The sequence below is a fragment of the Rhodococcus sp. NPDC057529 genome (assembly GCF_042802055.1).
In the GTDB taxonomy this organism is placed as follows: domain Bacteria; phylum Actinomycetota; class Actinomycetes; order Mycobacteriales; family Mycobacteriaceae; genus Rhodococcus_F.
Genome location: NZ_JBHVEY010000004.1, coordinates 437162 through 455535 on the forward strand (window position 1 = coordinate 437162; position 18374 = coordinate 455535).

Consider the following 18374-nt stretch of genomic DNA (forward strand, 5'->3'; position numbering starts at 1 on the left):
GTCGGGAGCTTCCGAGGCGCAAGGCGCGCAGGAAATTTCACGGGGCTTGCTTATTTCTTACCGATGGCTATGGTGCAGGGCAGCGTTAGTGGAATCTACTTGGAGGACTGAAATGTGAGTGCAGCTACCGATCGTCAGTGGGCGGTTCGCGACGCTGTTCTGCGTTGGCTTCTTGCGAAGACAACGGAGGGTTATCGCAGCCCGATTCTGGACGCGGATGCCATCGGAGCGGAGGTCGGGTGGGTGGCCTCGGCGCTCACCCACGACGAAGTGGTCGACGCCTCGATGTTTCTCTTCAAGGAGAACTTTGTGACAGGCGTCCCGGTAATGGGTATCGGGATTCCACGACCGATGCTGACTGTCGCCGGACGCCGGGTGGCCAAGGCAGGCAAATCGTTGAGGTCCAAGATCGACGCTCACGAAGCGAAGTTGCGCCAGCGTCTACCGGCCCCCCTCTCAGAGACATCCGCGACGACGTCGGCAGTGAAGTGAACGAGAGAATGGCTCGACCGGTCACTCGACGATGGGTTCGTGAGCCTGGGGTTGAATTCGGAACCGTTGGGGCTGCACCGTCCGGGCTGCACTCTGCGGCGCGAAGGTCCGACCGCATGGGCGACAGCCGGCAGGGCGCCGTTCGCGTGGCTCGTCGATGGACACGTTATTTGCTGGTGAGGGTGTAGCGGTCGGCGATGACGTCTCGTGGGGTGACTGTATGCCCGTCCGTGATCTGGCCGATTGCACTCGGAGCCAACCAATGGATTTCTAGACGAAGGCAGGAATCGTCCATCATGAGTGTGACATCCGACCGCAGGACATCGTCGACCCTCACCGGTGCCGGGTCGATCAGCACCGCGGAGATCAAGGCCCGACTCGCCGTGATGTTCGCTGACGACAACGCCGACACCCCTTCGCCCCCACTGCCGATTGCGCGCGAACTGATCTCTACCGCATCACGATCCGCACCGGCCGCCACACCTGGCCCATCCCGAGGAGGACCTGTCCCGTGAATCTCAATGTCGTTCTACTGCTCCTTGTTCTCGCCGGCGGAATCGGTGGCACCGCCGTCATCCAGGCCGCGTTGCGCCGTTCCGCCGACCGCGGTCGACGTGCGGTGTTCCACGTCGACGGCTGATCGAACTTTCTCTGTCAAGGTCGCCGGCGGTCGAGAAGGGCAGCGGTAAGCGATCCTGCGACGGGGTACCCGCGCTATCGAACTGCGTGACAACGCCATCTGTCTGTTGCCCGGCTTCGGATTGCTCACTTGCGCCCTCCGCGCTAATCGCCTGGCCTCATCCCGACCGTGTCTGTTCGAGCCGCGGTCGCAGCCGCCACCGAGCAGGAGAAGCAATTGATGGAGGAGCTGTCGCAGCGGGTGCACCGTACGTTCGCTGCGGCCGGCGTGCCCACCGACGTGTTCGCGGACGTGCAGGCGACCGCTGACGATCATAGAACCGTAATCAGCCGTGCGAGAGGACGACCTTCCCGAACCCGCTTCCCTGTTCGAGATGCTTGTGTGCGGCGGCCGCTTCGGCGAGGGGGAATGCCGCGCTGGTAGTGCGGCGATGGACTGCTCCCACGTCCCCACCGCATCCAGGACGAGGTCGAATCCCTGACCGTCCGGGGTGAGTCGGCGAGCCTCGTCCGGCCATTCGGGGTCGGTGTAGAGCACGCCGTTCGCGGCGCCGAGTTCCTGTGCCTGCGCGATCTTGGCCGCCGTGGAGGACGTGACGGTGACGTTCGCTCCTACTGCGGAAGCCAGCATGACGGCCATGGTCGCGACGCCGCCGCCTGCACCCAGGACGAGCACGTTCTCGCCGGCGTGGAGGCGGCCGCGCGTGAACAGGGCGCGGTAGGTGGTGAGTCCGACGAGGGGCAGTGCGGCGGCCTGCTCCCAGCTGAGTCCGCGTGGTTTGGGGGCGACGCAGTCTGCGGGAACGCGTACCAACTCGGCATAGGTGCCTCGCTGGTGATCGCCGAGGATCTCCCATTGTGTGCTCGGCGCGGCGTCGCGATCTCCCCACCACAGCGACGGGAGGACGAGAACCTCCTCGCCCGTGTCGGTGCGAATACCTGCACCGTCGGCGCCGAGTACGAGCGGCAACGGTGATGAATACCTGCCCTGGCGGACGAGGACGTCGTGCCAGTTGAGCGCGGCCGCCTTCAAGCGGACGGTGACCCAACCCGGGTCGGCAACCGGATTGGCGACCGACTCCAATTTCAAGACATCGGGCTCCCCGAACTCTCGTAAAACTACCGCGTCGACAGCTACTTTTTCGGTCGTACCATTCGCAAGATAGCGTTTCGCTGAGGACTGAGGTGGGCTACAGCGGATAGTGCGTCAGCACCCCCATCGGATCGTGCCGCTGCCGCAGTTCGCGCAGCCGCCGCAGGTTTCCGCCATAGGCCGCGTCGATCTCGGCGCCGGTCTCGGGGAAGCCGGGCCGGACTTCGACGCTGTAGACGCCGGTGGTGTGGGGTGCGAGTGCGTCGAGGGTGCCGCCCGCCCAGGACAGGCAGGCGGTGCCGTCGTAGGGGTCGGACCAGATCGCGTTGAGGGGGATGTTCCATTCGCCGCCGCGACCCCAGAAGGCGGTGTCCTTGTCGCCCACGTCGGCGAGCGCACCGCCGGTGTGCTGGAAGTCGATTCGACATTCCCGCGTCGGCGCCCCGCGGATCTGGGTGGCGAGGGCTTCCGCGAGGTGGGAATCGAGGGTCGGTCCGGTGAAGACGGCCTTACCGAAGAACGACGCCCGGTGGTCACCCGGTTGGGGAAGCCGGATCGGTTCGGGTTCTTCGCCGTCGGCTCCGGGTGGCGCAAATTCGGGTAGCCCGGCGAGGTAGGTGCCCGAGGTCTCGGACCGATACAGCACGCTGCCCGACACGGCGGCGACCGAGGTGGCGGCGGCCCGGGCGCGGTCGATGTCGGATGCATCCTCGCTCGCGCACGCGGTGTACACGAACAGGACGGGTTCGTCGGCGGACAGTGCGCTGTAACCGAGCACCGCGCCCATCGTCGTGTCACGCGGAAGCGTTGGTGCGACACGGAAATAGGTGGCGAGCGCTTCGAGTCCGAGCACCATCCGATCGACCCACACCGGACCCTGCGGATGGGTGCGCAGCACCGCCGACGTGACGACTCCGAAGCACGGTGCGCACCCCCGGACCGCCCACCACAGGTCGGCCTCGTCGCCGGTACTGGCATCGGACAGGTGGACGATTTCGCCGGAGGGCAGCACGAGTTCGACCTCGAGCAGTTGATCGACGGTCAGACCGAGACTGCGGGTGAGGTAGCCGACGCCGCCGCGGGTGACGAGTCCGAAACCCGCATGTCCGACGATTCCCACCGGCACCACCCGGCCGGTGGGGGCGAGGGCGTTCAGCATGGTTCCCACGGTGGCGCCGCCGGCGACGACCACTCGATCGTCCTCGGGCCGCGCCGTGTTCATCTGCGCCGACAGGTCGAGCATGACGGCGTCGTCGGCGACACAGTTGGAACTCAGCCCGCCGCCGCGGACGGTGACGGTGCCGCCCGTCCGGTGCACGACCCGCACGACGGAGGAGACTTCGTCCACGGACTCCGGTTCGACGACACAGGACGGGCGGCGTCGCGCGGCGTCGGGAAAGAACACTCTGCCCAGTGCGTTGTGGTAGTCGTCGGTGTCCGGCAGATGAACCCGGTGCGGGAGCACCGCCTTCAGCTGCGCGACACATTCCGCGGATGGTGAACTCACGAGCGCCTCCTATCCGGTTGCGTTACCTGCCTGCCACTCGGCCCACGGGACCTCCCAGTCCCCGTACGTGTCCCACACGGGCAGGATCGGTCCGCCCGAGTTGGTGATCTCGACGACGTCGCCGATACCGAAGTGGTCGAACATCCACTGGGCGTTGGCCGGAGCCAGGTTCACGCAGCCGTGGGAGACGTTGCTGTTGCCCTGATCGCCCACCGACCACGGCGCCGAGTGGACGAACTCACCGTCGTTCGAGATGCGGAGGTTCAGGTCGACCTTCTCGCGGTAGTAGTCGGGGTCACCGGCGCAGACCCCGTACGTGCAGGAGTCCATGATGATGCTCTGCTGCTTGTCGGAGACCACGTGCGGACCCTCGTGCGACGGGTGGTCGGGGGAGCCGAGACTCATCGGCATCGAGGTCTCCTGAACACCGTTGTGGAACACGGTGAGTACCTCACTGGCCCCGTCCGCCTTGGCGACCCACGAGTCGTGCACCGTGTAGTCGGCGGCATTGTTCTCGGCGCCGAAGACGCCGTCGCCCAGGTCGACGCCGAACACGTCCGCCTCGATGTGGATCTTGGTTCCCGGCGCCCAATAGTTCGCGGCGCGGTAGTGCGCGTTCTGGTCGTCGGTCCAGTACCAGGCCCCGGGCTGCGGCGGTGTCGTCGTCACGTGCAGTCGCTCCTGCACCGCGGCCTTGTTGGCGACCGGAGCGGTGAACTGGAAGACCATGGGCTGGCCGACGCCGATGCCGGTGTCGGCGACGACCTCGGGTGCCGGGACGACGTTTGCATACGCGGTGGAGCCGGGAGTCATCGTCGTCACCGTGAACGTCTGCTCGACGGGGGCGCCGTCGGGGTTCGCCGCGTCGGCGACGACCGTGTACGTGGACCCGTATCCGAGGGGCGCGCTGCTCGTCCAACTCGTGCCGTCGGGGGCGAGGGCGCCGGCGACCGGTGCGCCGGCGTCCGCGGGATTCGTGACCGTCACGGTGGTCAGCCGCCCGCCCGTGGCGGTGACCACGATCGGGGTGGTCGGGTTGATCGGTGCGCCGTCGGCCGCGGGAACGGCAATCGTGGCGGGCGCGGCCTGGGTGGTGGTCGGGGGTGCCGAGGTGCCGGCGTCTCCGATGGTGCATGCCGTGGCCAGGAACGTCAGGGCCACCACGGCAACGATGCCGGCTGTCCGTGTGCGGAGAGTCACGACCACCTTCTTTCGGATCTCGATCAGCGTTCGCCGTTCCTCATACTGCCAGCGATCGGCTCGGAGTTTCCTGTGAGACGCCCGCGGGTGCCGCCCGACCTGCGGAAATTCGACCAACCAGCGTTCATTAGGCAGTCTTGCTGGCGAAGTTTACCGCCGGGAGCGCGGGTTTATGCCGGAATTTAAGCATTGATTGTCGAAAATAAAACAGCTAGACTGGCTAATGAATCCGACCGGCGAACGAGAGGCGAATACATGGACGACAAGGCTGATCGACTCCGCGAGGACGTCGTCATGTTCACCCGGCGCATCCGGACCCAGCGCTCCGGGCACCTGCTCACGCCCTCGCAGTTGCAGGCCCTCGCGCATCTCGACCGGGAAGGTCCGATGAGCGCCCGCGCCCTCGCCGATCTCGAGCAGGTGGCGCCGCAGTCCATCGCGCGGACCGTCTCGATCCTCGAGGACTCCGGGATGGTATCCCGCACGGTGGACCCCCAGGACGCGCGGGCGAGCATCGTCGCGATCACCGCGCAGGGATTGCAGACCCTCACCGCCGACCGGTCGCGGCGGAGCGAATGGCTCTCGGCCGCGCTCGCCACCGAATGCACCGAGGCTGAACGCGACCTCCTCTTCATCGCCGGACGGCTGCTCCGCCGACTCGCAGCAACCCCCGAGTCGGCGCCGCAGCGGGAGTCACTGATGAACTCGTGAGCGCGACCGTCACCGAAACCGTTGTCGCGCAGAAGTCGCCGTCCGTACCGTTCCGGGTCAGCGGATCCGTCGCCACCGGGAGCATTCTCCAACCGCTGAACTCGTCGATGATCGCGGTGGCGATCGTCGGCATCGCCGCCCAGTTCGGCTCCTCGTCCGGCATCACCTGGGTGATCTCCGCGCTCTACATCGCCACCGCCGTCACCGCGCCGATGGCGGGGAAGCTCGGCGCCCTCCTCGGCGCCCGGAAGGTGTACCTCGGGGGACTCGCACTGGTGGCGCTGGGCTCCGTGGCCGGTCTACTTGCGCCCACGGTCGGCTGGCTGATCTTCTCCCGCATCCTCGTCGGAATCGGCACCGCCACCCAGTATCCCAACGCGATGACGATGATCCGCGGATACGCGGAACGGCACGGTGCGCAACCGCGCACCGCGATCACGACCCTCGCGATCTGCAGCCAGGCCGTCGTGGCGCTCGGCCCGACGCTCGGCGGACTACTGGTGGGTGCGTTCGGCTGGCAGTCGATCATGTGGATCAACCTCCCGATCGTTCTGTTCAGCGCCGTCGCGGTCACGAAGTTCGCGAACGTCGGTTTCGTCGGCGGCATGTCGGTCAGCCGACGGCAACTGGTGCACGCGCTCGACGTCGTGGGAGTCCTGCTGTTTCTCGCGCTCGTCTCGTCCACGATGCTGTTCCTGCTGTCGATCACCACCGACCCGGTGTGGTGGCTGATCCCCGTGTGGGCGCTGGTGCTGGCGCTGTTCGTCCAGTGGGAACGTCGGGCGGGCGAACCGTTCATCGACGTTCGGGCGCTGGCCCGGAACCGGGCGCTCACCGCGACCCTCGCGCGGACCCTCCTCACCTACACGGCCTTCTACTGCGTCTTCTTCGGAATCCCACAGTGGCTGCAGTACTCCCGGGGGATGGGCGCCACCGAGGCGGGGCTGACGATGCTTCCCGTCGCCGTCGTCGGTATCGGCTCCACACTGCTCGCGTCCCGGACGTACCGGCGGCACGGGGTGCGCCGAACACTCACCATCGGGACGTGCGCGCTGCTGGTCGGCGGGGTGCTCCTGGCCTCGGTGGAAAGCAGTACCGCGCCGATCGTCGTGCTGCTGATGGTCGCGGCGGTGCTGGGAATCCCCAACGGATTCAACAACATCGGCAATCAGAATCTGATCAGCTCGGTCACGTCCGTCGAGGAAGTCGGCACAGCGATCGGGATGTACCGCACCGTGCAGTACATCGGGGCGAACCTGTCGGCCGTCGTGCTGCAGACCACCGCCGGTCACGTCATCGGCGACGACGGACTACATCGCACGGGATGGTTCATCGCGATCACGGGTGTTCTCCTCCTCGCCGGGGTCCTGATGTCGCGGAACATGGGCGACCGCCGGTCGGCTGCATAGACCACGTCAGGAGGGAACCGTTCCTCCGACCGCCCGCCAGGTCAGCGCCGCGGTCCGGGCAGGCCAGTCCGCGGGGGGACGGTCGCCGGCCAGGGTGCGGCCGTACCAACTGCCCGTGGTCATCGTGACGGCGATCTCGAGATCGGCGTCGGCGTCGATCATCTTCAGCTCCGCGGCACGATCCAGGATGGCGCGGATACGACGCCGGCGCGGTGCCACCACCCGGGCACGGTACTGCGCGCGGACGTCGCCGTCCGTCGTGTCCTGCAGCATCGTCCCGACCAGCGACAGCCGGCCGGTGCGCGACACCCCGCGCTGGAAGTCGGCCAGTTCGCGAACCAGATCACCGAACGGGTCCGCCGTCGACCGGCCGGTCTCCTCGTCGGCCAACTGCGCCACGACGGCCGCGGCCAACTCCGCCTTCGTCGCCCACCGGCGGTACAGCGCCTGGCGGGTGGTGCCGGCCTCGGCCGCGATCGCGGCGAGCGACATCGCGTCGTATCCGGCCCGGGACAGTTGCCGGCCCGCAACTTTCAGGACCCGGGTGTCGATGTCGGTGTCGCGACTGCGCCCGGCCACACTCATGCTCGAACCTCTTTTCAATCCAATACTGATGTGTATTGTAATGGGGAGACGACGGAAATCGGGAGCTCGCATGAGTGATCAGGGCACCCCGTCCCTGTACGAGTGGGCGGGCGGTGAGCAGTCGTTCCGGCGGCTGATCGACGCCTTCTACGACCGGGTGGAGCGCGACGATCTGCTGTCGCCGATGTTCCCCGGCGGCGTCCACGAGGAGCATCGCCGCAACGTCACCCTGTGGTGGTGCGAGGTGTTCGGCGGCCCGCCGCGATACACCGAAACCCTCGGCGGCTACGAACGGATGTTGCGGCACCACATCGGTCTCGGCATCACGCCGGAACAGCGGCACCGCTTCGCCGCGACCATGAGTCTCGCCGCCGACGACGCGGACCTGCCGTCCGACCCCGAATTCCGCTCGGCCTTCATGGCATACGTCGAGTGGGGGACCCGGCTCGCCCTGCAGAATTCGAGTCCGGGAGCCGAGGTGGTCGAGCACGCACCCGTCCCGCACTGGGGTTGGGGCGTCGCCCCGCCCTACCGCGGTTGACCGGGCAGGGCGTCGGGCCGACGTCCTACAGGTTCCCGCCGGTGAACGGACACCCCGACGTCGCGGGTGCCGGGAGAAAGTTGGGGCGAATGTCCATGTCGGGCGCGTCGTAGAGCCGGTGGAACGTCGGGGTGAGCGCCGCCGACATCGGTGGGTTGATCCACGACCAGTCGGTGGGGCACTTCCGGCCCAGCGATTCCTCGCGTTCGACATGGCTGATGAACTGCTTGGCGACGGTGTGGTGATCGACCATGTGCACCCCGGACTGCCGGTAACTGTGGATCACGGCGCGGTTCAGTTCGACCAGTGCCCGGTCGCGCCACAGCGTTCGCTCCGAGGACGTGTCCAGGCACAGCTTCTCGGCGATGGCCGGCAGCATGTCGTAGCGATCCTGGTCGCTGAGGTTGCGGGCCCCGACCTCGGTGCTCACGTACCAGCCACTGAACGGGGCGAGTGGGTATGTCAGCCCGCCGACCGAGAAGTGCATGTTCGACACGGCAGGCACGGCATGCCATTTGAGACCGAGATCGGCGAACCAGGCGTAGTCGGGGTGCTCGATCTCGACCTCGAGTACCAGCTCGGATGGAATCTCGTACCAGCGCAGCGTCTCGTCGGGGGTGCTCACCAGCAGCGGCAGCACGTCGAACGGCGTGCCTGCGCCCCGCCACCCCATCTTCGTCACCGCCTCGGTGATTCCGACCTGGGCGGGGTCTCCGGTCACCGTTCCGTCCGCGTGGCGGTAGCCGGCGTAGCGGATCAGTTGCGGGCTGACGATCTTGTACTCGCGTCCGTCCGCCAGCGGTAGGGGACCGACCGTGATGACCGAGCGTAGCGCGCCCCCGTTCGTCGCGACCCGCAGGTGCTCCCAGCACGCCTCCGCAATCTCGTCCGCGGTGGTGGCGTGGCGGGCATCGATCAGCTTCAGCGTGCGCCAGTGCTTGCGACCGACGCAGCGGGCGTGATTGCGCCACGCCAGCTGCGAACCGACTTCCAGTTCCTCCACGGTGTGCTCGTAGCGGCCCGTCTCGGCGAGCGACTCCAGTGCGTCCGCGAGGCGGGCGGTGGGCAGGTGGGCCAGCTCGGGCTCGCTGAAGAACTCTGCGCACTCCCGCATCTGCGCTGCGGACCGCGACGTGACGTCCAGCGAGAACGACATAGTCCCTGTGCTGCTCACCATTGACCTCCTGGCGATCGTGGATCCTGCGGCGGTCAGTATGTCAGCGAAGCGGGCACACCCGTCCACCGAGTGCGGACGGGGTGAGGAAATACCGCCGGCAGGACGGCGGTTCCCCCGGAGGTGAAGCTCTCGATTCTGGACCGGTCCCGCACGCGCCGCGGTGCGCCCGACTCTGCCGCGCTCACCGGAACGATCGAGCGGGCGGTGCACGCCGAACACCTCGGATTCGAGCGGTTCTGGGTGGCCGAGCACCACGCCGTGCCGGGCATCGCGAGCGGGTCGCCGCCCGTGCTGCTCGCGGCCCTCGGCGCCCGCACCAGCCGGATCCGGTTGGGCTCGGGTGGTGTGATGTTGCCGAACCACCAGCCGCTGGTGGTGGCCGAACAATTCCTGATGCTCGAGGCCGTGTACCCGGGCCGCATCGACCTGGGGGTCGGGCGGTCACTGGGATTCACCAAGCCGGTGCGGGAGGCACTGCGACGCGACCGCAACGCCCCCGACACGTTCGCGGACGACCTCGACGAGGTGCGGAACTACCTCGAGGGCAAGGGCACCGTGACGGCCCGGCCCCAGGTGGCGAGCCCCCCGTCGATGTTCGTTCTCGCCACGCGCCGCGGACTCGACTTCGCCGCGAAGGCCGGTCTGCCGGTGGTGGTCGGCGGGCCGATCCTCCACGGGTCGGGCGCGAGCGTTCCGGAACTCGACCGGTACCGCGACAGCTTCGTCTCCTCCGCCGCTCACCGGGACCCGTACGTGATGATCTCGCTCGAGGTCATGATCGCCGAGAACGACGACCAGGCCCGCGAACTGCTGCTCCCGGAGGCGTGGGCGCTGGCGCAATCGAGCCGGACCGGCGAGTTCCCGCCGCTCGAATCGGTCGCGGACATACGCACGCAGCCCTGGACCCCGCGGCTGCGCGAACAGGTCGACGCCACGATCGCGTCGTCGATCCACGGCGACGCCGAACAGGTGAAGGTCGCGCTCGACGCGCTGAGGGCACGCACCGGCGCGGACGAACTCCTGGCCTCGACGTCCACGTTCGACCGGGACGCGCTGTTCGAATCCGATCGGCAACTGTCGCTTCTGTACGGTGAGTGAATTGCCGCACCCCCGAGGTCAGGAGAGCAAGCTGATGAAGGAATTCACCGCCTGGATCGCTCGCGAGAACGAGGGCGCCATCGGCCTCTCCGCGGAGACGGTCGACGAATCGTTCCTGCCACAGGGCGAGGTCACGATCCAGGTCGAATACTCCAGCGTGAACTTCAAGGATGCGCTGGCGCTCACGCCGAAGGGCGGAGTGGTGCGCGAATATCCCATCGTGCCCGGCATCGACGTCGCGGGCATCGTCGCCGAGTCGCAGTCGCCGGAGTTCGCGGTCGGTGACAAGGTCGTCGCCCATGGTTACGACATCGGAACCGCCCGGCACGGCGGGTACGCGCAGTTCGCCCGCGTCCCGGCCGACTGGGTGGTGAAACTCGACGGCATGTCCACCCGAACCGCCGCCGCGATCGGGACCGCCGGTTTCACGGCCGCGATGAGTGTGGAGGCACTGCAGTCTCGCGGCGTCGAGCCGGGCCACGGTCCGGTGCTGGTGACCGGGGCGAGCGGCGGAGTCGGCACCGTCGCCGTCGACCTGCTGTCGGCGGCCGGCTTCGAGGTGGTCGCGTCGAGCGGTAAGCCGGAGAAGGCGGAACTGCTCACCCAGCTGGGCGCGAGCAAGGTGATCGGACGCCTCCCCGAACCCGACACGAAACCGCGCCCCCTCGGCAAGGCGCAGTGGGCTGCCGCGGTCGACTGTGTCGGCGGCGCCACCCTCGCCCACGTACTCAGCACCATCGAATACGGCGGTGCCGTGGCGGCCAGTGGACTGACCGGCGGACCGAAGTTGGAGACCACGGTCCTGCCGTTCATCCTGCGCGGCGTCAGCCTGCTCGGCATCGACTCCGTGCAGTACCCGATCGACCAGCGGCGCCGACTGTGGGGCCGTCTCGCGTCCGACCTCGCACCCAGCCGCCTCGAGTCGATCACGCACGAGGTCCCGATTGCCGACGTCGTCTCGGTGATCGATCAGGTGCGGGCGGGCACGTGGTCGGGTCGTGCGCTGACGCGCCTGTGAGTACTTGTTAACGTCCGGCGGTTAACAAGTACTCACGGGCGGCGGAGCCGCACGATCCAGGCGCGGGTATCCGCCGGGTCGATCACGTCGTCGAGTTCGAAGATCGTCGCCGCGTTGAGTGCCTTCCCGTGCTGGTAGGCGGCGTCGACGAGTTGCGTGAACGCCGCGTCCCGCTCGGCGGGGTCGTCGAGCGCCTCGAGTTCCTTCCGGAACCCGAGGCGCACCGCGCCTTCCAGCCCCATGGCGCCGATCTCGCCGGTCGGCCACGCGACCGTGAACTCGGACGCGTGGAAGGAGCCGCCCGCCATGGCCATCGCGCCGAGGCCGTAGCCCTTGCGCAGGATGACCGTTCCGTACGGCACGGTCATCCGCGCGCCGGTGATGAACAGTTTGCCGAACCGGCGGACCGTGGCCTCCTTCTCCGAGTCCGGGCCTACCATGAATCCCGGCGTGTCGCACAGCGAGACCACCGGCAGGCCGAACGATTCGCACAATTCCAGGAAGTGGGCCATCTTGTCGGCCGCGACCGCGTCGATCGCACCGCCGAGGTGGTGGCTGCTGTTCGCGACGAGGCCATACGGCGCCCCCTCGACCCGGATCAGCGCGGTGACGATGCCGACGCCGTGGTCGCGGCGTAGCTCGAGGACCGAGCCGACGTCGGCGATGGACTCCACCGCACTGCGAACGTCGTAGGCGCGCAACCGGTTCTCCGGGACGACGCGACGGGCCAACCGCTCGTCGGGGGCCTCCCAGTCGGGGAGCACCCCCTGGAAGTACGACAGGTACGTCTTCGCCAGTTCGACGGCATGCGCCTCGTCGCGGGCGAGCAGATCGATCACGCCGTTGCGGCGCTGCACGTCGACCGGCCCGATGTCCTCCGGCCGGTACACACCCAGCCCGCCGCCCTCGACCATCGCCGGACCGCCCATGCCGATGTTCGCGTCGGGGGTGGCGATCAGGACGTCGCAGACCCCGGCGAGGGCGGCGTTGCCCGCGAAGCAGCGGCCGGACACGACCGACACCAGCGGCACCTTCCCGTTCAGCGCCGCCAGCGACCGGAAGGTGTTCAGGTCCAGGCCCGCGGCGGGACCGGCGTCGGTGTCGCCGGGACGTCCGCCGCCGCCCTCCGCGAACAGGACGACCGGAACCTGTTTGCGGCCCGCGAGTTCGATCACCCGGTCCGTCTTGGCGTGGTTCCGCATGCCCTGGGTTCCGGCGAGCACCGTGTAGTCGTACGACAGCACCACCGCCTGGGACTTCTGCGGACCGAACACGTCCCCGTTGATTGCGGCGAGGCCGGCGATCAGGCCGTCGGCGGGGGTGTTCTCGATCAGGTCCTGTTCGGAGCGGCGACTGCGCTGCGCGGCGAGAACGAGGGGCCCGTACTCGACGAAACTGCCGGGGTCGATCAGATCCTCGATATTGGCGCGAGCGCTGCGCCTCCCGAGCTTCGCGCGTTTCGCGATCGCGGCGGGCCGGGCGGCGTCGAGGGTGTAGTCGTGCCGCTGCCGGATCTCCGCCAGATCGGCACGCTCGCGATCGAGATCGTGTGCGCTGTCGGCCACGTCGCCGGCCTCCGACCCGGTGCGGCGGATCACGACCAGTGGATCGCCGGCGTTGACGGTCTGCCCGGACGACACCAGATTCCGCTCCACCACAGCGCCGGTGGGCGCGACGATCACGTGCTGCATCTTCATGGCCTCGAGCACCACGAGGTGCGCACCCGACGCCACGGCGGACCCCTCGGCGGCCGACTCCACGACCGTCCCGGCCAGGTGCGCGCGCAGCACGTCCTCGCCGGCCCGCAACTCGAGCGCGTCCGACGCGACCTCCGCCGGATGATGCACGTGCGCGGCGTCGACGAGGGCACCCATCCGCTCCGCAAGATAGTCGGTGCCCACGACGCCGTCGGCGAAGCCGGGATCCGTGAGAATCGCCCGGAGAAAGCCGATGTTGGTGGGGACGCCCTCGACGACGAACTCGGCGAGCGCCGCATCCGCCTTGCGCGCCGCCGCCGCGAACGACTGCCCGCGGGAATGCACGATCACCTTCGCGAGGAGCGAGTCGTACCGCGGGCTCGGCGACAGCCCCGGCCGCCCGTAGGTGTCGACGCGCACCCCCGGTCCCGTGGGCGGGGAGAACACGGACAGCGTGCCCGCGGCGGGAACGGCCTGACCGTCGGGGCGCATCGTCTCCATGTTCACCCGGGACTGGACGGCGATCCCACGCGCGACGGCCGGTGTGCCCGACGTGTCGAGCCCGACCGCGGTGACCCCGTCCGGCAGCGCCAGTTCCCTGAAGTCCGCTCTCCGCGCGAGGTCGATCTGCACGGCGACGAGGTCGATCCCCGTCACCTCCTCGGTGACCGTGTGTTCCACCTGAATCCGCGGGTTGACCTCCAGGAACACGAATCCGTCCGGGGACACCAGGAATTCGACGGTAGCGAGTCCCCGGTAGCCGACACTGGCACACAGCCGCGCCGCGGCCTCGTGGAGTTCGCTGCGCAGTCCGGGATCGAGCCCCTGCGCGGGTGCTATCTCGACGAGTTTCTGGTGGCGACGCTGCACGCTGCAGTCGCGGTCGCCGACGGCGAGTGCCCGCGTCACGCCCGCCTGCGGTGCCGCCACCACCTGCACCTCGATGTGCCGGGCGCCCTCGAGCAGCGCCTCGGCGAACACCGCGGGATTGCCGAACCCGAGTTCCGCCTCCGACGCGCACGCCCGGTACGCCTCCTCGATCCGGTCCGCGCTGCGGACGGCGCGGATGCCGCGGCCGCCGCCGCCCGCGAGTGCCTTGATCATGATGCCGCGCGGCTGCTCCGCGAAGAACGCGCGGACGCCGTCCAGGTCGGTGGGGCCGTTCGTCGCGGCGAGCACCGGAACCTTCGCGGCGACAGCGGCCTCGCGCGCCGACGACTTGTCGCCGAAGATGTCGAGCACCTCAGGGCCCGGGCCCACGAACGTGAGTCCGGCATCGCCGCAGGCGCGGGCGAAATCGGCGTTCTCGCTGAGGAACCCGTAACCGGGGTGCACCGCCGTCGCGCCGAACTCGGCGGCCGCGGCGAGGAGTGCGCGAGCGTCCAGGTACGCGGACGGTCCCGAGCCGCGCAGTGCGACCGCCTCGGTCGCCGCCCGCACGTGGGGGCTGTCGGCGTCGTCCTCCGCGTACACGGCGACGGTGTCGACCGACATTTCCTCGGCCGAGCGGATGATGCGCAGCGCGATCTCGCCGCGATTGGCGACCAGCAGGGTCACTTGTACTCCTCGGCCAGGGCGAACAGGTCGGCCTTGCGGACCTTCCCCGTCGCCGTCATGGGTAGCGCGTCGAGCACCTCGACGGTGGGCACCTTGTAGGTGGCCATGTTCCGGGCGGCCCACTCCCGCAGTTCCTCACCCGACACCCGACGGTCGGGCAGGAGCTGGACGAACGCGAACGGCACCTGCCCCTTGCCCGGATCGGGCTTCGGGACCACTGCGGCCGACTGAATCGCCGGATGCAGCATGAGCAGTGCCTCCACCTCCGAGGGGAACACGCTCATCCCGTTGGTCTTGATCATCTCCTTGTTGCGGGCCAGATAGTGCAGCGCGCCTTTGCCGTTCAGCTTTCCGACGTCACCGGTCCGGAGCCATCCACCGCGGAGTGCGTCGGCGGTGGCGTCGGGTTTGCCGTAGTAGCCGGTGAGCAGCGACGGACTGCGGACGATGATCTGCCCGGGTTGCCCCACCGGCACCGGAACCCCGGCGTCGTCGACGATCAGCACGTCGGTGCCCGGAACCGGCAGCCCGCAGAAGACGGGTTCGCTGAGCAGATCCTCGTCGTCGGTCTGGAAACCGAGCGTGATGGTGTCGGCGGTGTGCGTCTCCGTCATGCCGTAGCTGGCCTCCCGGAGGACGTGCCCGGTGGCTGCGCGCCAGCGGCCGCGGATCTCGGGGTCGAGTTTGAGCACGAACGACACGGCCATCGCGTTGCCGAGGGTGGAGAAGTCCCGCTCGGCGAAGCCCGGCAGATCCATCAGTTCCACGTAGTTGTCGACGGTGCCGACCATCGACGTCACACCACGGCGTTCGACGAGGGTCGCCGCGGCTTCCGGGTCCCAACGGGTGAGCAGCACGACGGTGCCGCCGTTGATCAGCGGGTACAGGATGCCGAAGTCCTCGCCGGCGATCCAGAAGATGGGCAGGAACCCGAGGACCACCGGGGGAGCCTCACCCACCTGGCTGCCCCCGGCCAGGGTCGCGGTGGCGGCGGTGTACACCATGTGCGCCTGAGTGTGTTTGCAGCCCTTCGGCATCCCGGTGGTGCCGCCGGTGTAGTTCAGCGCCGCGAGCGCGTCGGGATCCATCGGGATCGGATCGGCGCGTGGCGATTCCATGATCGACGTCCAGTCGGTGGCCCCGGACGCGGTGGGGAACGGCGGACTGACGCAGGGTTCGGCGGGCAGCAGGTCCGACAGGGCCGTGACCGCGACGTGCCGCAGAGCCGACTCGCCGCGCACGGATTCGACCATGTCCGCGAACGAATCCTGGGTCAGCAGGATCTCCACACCGGCGTCGCCGAGTTCGTACGCGAGTTCGTGCTCACGGAACAACGGGTTGATCGGGACGTGGACCGCACCGATCTTCAGGATCCCCAGCATGGCGATGTGGAATTGAGGGCAGTTGGCCAGGTGGACGCCGACGCGGTCGCCTGCCGACGCGCCCCGCTGCAGCAGCCAGCCGGCGAAGCGGTCCGACAGGTCGTCGAGTTCGCCGTACGTGATGTCGCGGCCGTAGAAGTCGATCGCGACGGTGTCCGGCCGGTGCGTTGCCCAGTGCCGCAGATAGTCGATCACGGTGCGGCCCTCGATCGGGTACTCGACGGTCCGCGGTACCTCCGGTGGCCACGCGGCGTCCTGGAGTGCGCGTATCTCGGCGAGGGCGGATTCCAGTGCCGTGGGGTCACTCGAAGGCGAAGTGGGCATACCGAACTCCCGATTCTGTGCGGATTGTCCTTGTTAGGCGAAGCCGATGAGTCTTTCGGAGATGGCGGTCAGGTCTGCGGTGTACCGCCGTTGTTCGCGGGCGCTCGCATCGACCAGCCGGGCCGCGCCCGCGAGTTGGGCGTCGGCGAGGGTCTGCGCGATGCGGGCGGGTGGTGCACACGGCGTGACGTCGCAGGTGGCGTTGATGCGCTCGATGAACCGGGTGTAGCGGCGGATGAGCCGCGTCTGCACGGTGGTCCAGCTTCGGCCGACCTCGGGGTCGAGGCCGGCGCGGTGCCTGATCAGTTCGAGGACCCGTCCGTTGGTGTAGACGGCCTCGACGAAGGCTTTCGTGGTGGTGCGCAGTACCTCTCGCAGGTCTTCGCTCGCCGGACCTTCGACGTGCTGCGACTCGAGGAACTCCTCGCAGACGTCGGCGGCGACGGCGTGGAACACCTCGTCCCTCGAGGAGAAGTACGCGTAGAACGTCGCCCGCGACACTTCCGCCCGGGTGGTGATCACCTCGACGGTGGTCCGGTCGTACCCGAGTTCGGCGAAGCAGGCGCTCGCGGCGCGGAGGAGTTCGCGGCGGCGGGGACCGTCGTTGTCCTTACGCGCCGACCGCGCCCGCTCCTGAGCCTCGCTTGTGGTCACGGTCACAGTATGGGTTGATATTGACGTCAATGTCAATCACGGCTCGACGACGACCGGATCCGCAGCGGGAGCGCGCTGTGGCGGCGCACGAGGAGGCTGGGGAGCCAACGCGTCTCGGCGTCGTCGGCGAGGGAGAACCGGTCGGTGCGCGCGAGCAGCGTGGTGGTGGCGGCGAGTGCCTCCATGCGGGCGAGCGCCGATCCGACGCAGAAGTGGACGCCCTTGCCGAACGCGAGATGGGAGCGGACGTGCGGCCGGTCGAGCACGATCTCGTCCGGCCTCTCGAACGCGGCGGGATCCCGGTTGGCCGCGCCCCACAGCAGGAGCAGGTGGCTACCCGCGGGCAGGTCGACGCCGCCGAGGGTGGTGTCGGCGACCACGTGCCGGTGATGCCCGCGAAACGGGGATTCGAGACGCAGTGCCTCGTCGAGAAGCGCGTCGACGAGCGCGGGTTCCTGCCGGAGTCGAGTCTGCACTCCGGGATGGGTGGCCAGGAGGCGGGCGGCGTTCGCGATCAGGCCCGCGGTCGATTCGCCGCCCGCGCCGACGAGCTGGAGCAGGACGAGTGTCGCGACGTCCTCGGACAGCTCTCCCGCATTGCAGGCGTGTGCGAGGACGCCCAGTAGATCCTCCGACGGTTGCGACCTCGCCCGCACGAGTTCGGCCCGCAGGTACGCGGCCAGTTCGGTCACGGAGATCACCAGCCGGGCGAGGCGACCCGCGTCGACGATCCCGCCCAGCATCTCCGTGCTGTCGTACGCCCAGGCGAGCAGCTGGGGAACGTCCGGCTCCGGCAGCCCGATGAGATGCGCCACCATCGTCAGCGGCAGGCGGTCGGCCATCTCGGCCGCCCAGTCGATCCGACCGTCCCGCAGGCCCTCGTCCCACAGGGTGTCGACGAGCGTCTGCACGGTGGGGGTCAGCGCGCGGATGCGGCGGCCGAGCGTGGGCAGCACGAGCTTGCGGTGGTGCAGGTGCGTCGGGTCGTCGGCGGTGGCCAGCACGTGAATCGCCTGACCGCCGCCGTCCATGTCGAACGTCGTGGGCGGTCCCGACGGTTGCTGGACCAGCACGCCGGTGAGGTGCGAGGAGAAGTCGTCGGTGCGGCTCGCTGCCTCGGTCACGAGGTCCCACGTGGACACGAGGAAGAAGTCGGTGCCTGCGACGCGATGGACGGGGGAGTGCTCGCGGAGGATTCGGTACAGCTCGTTCGGGTCGTCGAGGTGGGTGGGATCGAAGATGTCGATTCCGTGGGTCGGCGAGTGGCTCATCGAGGACTCCTTGTCGGCG

15 protein-coding genes and 1 pseudogene are annotated in these 18374 nt (G+C 68.6%); 7 read left to right on the top strand and 9 right to left on the bottom strand.

The window, feature by feature from the left end; all coding sequences use genetic code 11:
* The first annotated feature begins 114 nt into the window (after positions 1-114).
* Positions 115-492: a serine recombinase gene (locus ACFU5V_RS10405; RefSeq protein WP_378698905.1), complete on the top strand. Its 378-nt coding sequence runs from the start codon at positions 115-117 to the stop codon at positions 490-492.
* 511 nt (positions 493-1003) lie between these two features.
* Positions 1004-1132 (top strand): hypothetical protein, encoded by a 129-nt coding sequence (locus tag ACFU5V_RS10410; RefSeq protein WP_378698907.1) that lies wholly within the window; start codon positions 1004-1006, stop codon positions 1130-1132.
* A gap of 325 nt (positions 1133-1457) precedes the next feature.
* Here the strand turns inward: ACFU5V_RS10410 and ACFU5V_RS10415 are convergent.
* The 3 genes and pseudogenes from ACFU5V_RS10415 to ACFU5V_RS10425 all read right to left on the bottom strand — a co-directional run bounded on the left by ACFU5V_RS10415 (position 1458) and on the right by ACFU5V_RS10425 (position 4937).
* Positions 1458-2221 (bottom strand): annotated as a pseudogene (locus ACFU5V_RS10415) (zinc-binding alcohol dehydrogenase family protein).
* Positions 2222-2321: 100 nt separating this feature from the next.
* A complete protein-coding gene (locus ACFU5V_RS10420) occupies positions 2322-3731 on the bottom strand; it encodes an FAD-binding protein (protein ID WP_378698909.1) in 1410 nt (469 codons plus the stop codon).
* Positions 3732-3740: 9 nt separating this feature from the next.
* Positions 3741-4937, bottom strand: coding sequence for an Ig-like domain-containing protein (locus ACFU5V_RS10425; protein ID WP_378698911.1), 1197 nt, complete (start codon positions 4935-4937; stop codon positions 3741-3743).
* Between the two features lie 249 nt (positions 4938-5186).
* Here ACFU5V_RS10425 and ACFU5V_RS10430 point away from each other — a divergent pair, with 249 nt between their 5' ends.
* Together ACFU5V_RS10430 and ACFU5V_RS10435 are read left to right on the top strand one after the other, a co-directional pair.
* On the top strand, positions 5187-5642 hold the full coding sequence (locus tag ACFU5V_RS10430) for a MarR family winged helix-turn-helix transcriptional regulator (RefSeq protein ID WP_378698913.1): 456 nt from the start codon (positions 5187-5189) through the stop codon (positions 5640-5642).
* Entirely contained in the window at positions 5639-7051 is a 1413-nt protein-coding gene (locus ACFU5V_RS10435; protein WP_378698915.1) for an MFS transporter, read from the top strand. The genes ACFU5V_RS10430 and ACFU5V_RS10435 overlap by 4 nt, the downstream gene beginning before the upstream one ends.
* Before the next feature lie 6 nt (positions 7052-7057).
* Here ACFU5V_RS10435 and ACFU5V_RS10440 read toward each other — a convergent pair whose 3' ends face one another.
* A complete protein-coding gene (locus ACFU5V_RS10440; RefSeq protein WP_378698917.1) occupies positions 7058-7636 on the bottom strand; it encodes a helix-turn-helix domain-containing protein in 579 nt (192 codons plus the stop codon).
* A gap of 70 nt (positions 7637-7706) precedes the next feature.
* On the opposite strand from ACFU5V_RS10440, the gene ACFU5V_RS10445 reads away from it, so the two are divergent.
* Positions 7707-8177: a group II truncated hemoglobin gene (locus ACFU5V_RS10445; protein ID WP_378698919.1), complete on the top strand. Its 471-nt coding sequence runs from the start codon at positions 7707-7709 to the stop codon at positions 8175-8177.
* 25 nt (positions 8178-8202) lie between these two features.
* On the opposite strand, the gene ACFU5V_RS10450 is transcribed toward ACFU5V_RS10445, so the two are convergent.
* Positions 8203-9333: a nitric oxide synthase oxygenase gene (locus tag ACFU5V_RS10450; protein ID WP_378699089.1), complete on the bottom strand. Its 1131-nt coding sequence runs from the start codon at positions 9331-9333 to the stop codon at positions 8203-8205.
* A 141-nt stretch (positions 9334-9474) separates the two neighbouring features.
* Between ACFU5V_RS10450 and ACFU5V_RS10455 the strand changes: the two genes are divergently transcribed.
* The gene (locus ACFU5V_RS10455; protein ID WP_378698921.1) at positions 9475-10452 is read left to right on the top strand and encodes an LLM class flavin-dependent oxidoreductase; all 978 of its coding nucleotides are present in this window, start codon (positions 9475-9477) and stop codon (positions 10450-10452) included.
* Positions 10453-10486: 34 nt separating this feature from the next.
* Positions 10487-11470: an MDR family oxidoreductase gene (locus ACFU5V_RS10460; RefSeq protein WP_378433589.1), complete on the top strand. Its 984-nt coding sequence runs from the start codon at positions 10487-10489 to the stop codon at positions 11468-11470.
* A gap of 32 nt (positions 11471-11502) precedes the next feature.
* Here ACFU5V_RS10460 and ACFU5V_RS10465 read toward each other — a convergent pair whose 3' ends face one another.
* From ACFU5V_RS10465 to ACFU5V_RS10480, 4 genes are read right to left on the bottom strand one after another with little or no spacing between them, the layout of a single operon-like run.
* Complete coding sequence (locus ACFU5V_RS10465) at positions 11503-14724, bottom strand: carboxyl transferase domain-containing protein (protein ID WP_378698923.1); 3222 nt, start codon at positions 14722-14724, stop codon at positions 11503-11505.
* Positions 14721-16430, bottom strand: coding sequence for an AMP-binding protein (locus ACFU5V_RS10470; protein WP_378433185.1), 1710 nt, complete (start codon positions 16428-16430; stop codon positions 14721-14723). Before ACFU5V_RS10470 ends, ACFU5V_RS10465 begins: the two co-directional genes overlap by 4 nt.
* A 33-nt stretch (positions 16431-16463) precedes the next feature.
* Positions 16464-17090 (bottom strand): TetR/AcrR family transcriptional regulator, encoded by a 627-nt coding sequence (locus ACFU5V_RS10475; protein ID WP_378433187.1) that lies wholly within the window; start codon positions 17088-17090, stop codon positions 16464-16466.
* Between the two features lie 26 nt (positions 17091-17116).
* Positions 17117-18355, bottom strand: coding sequence for a cytochrome P450 (locus ACFU5V_RS10480; protein WP_378698924.1), 1239 nt, complete (start codon positions 18353-18355; stop codon positions 17117-17119).
* Positions 18356-18374 lie beyond the last annotated feature (19 nt).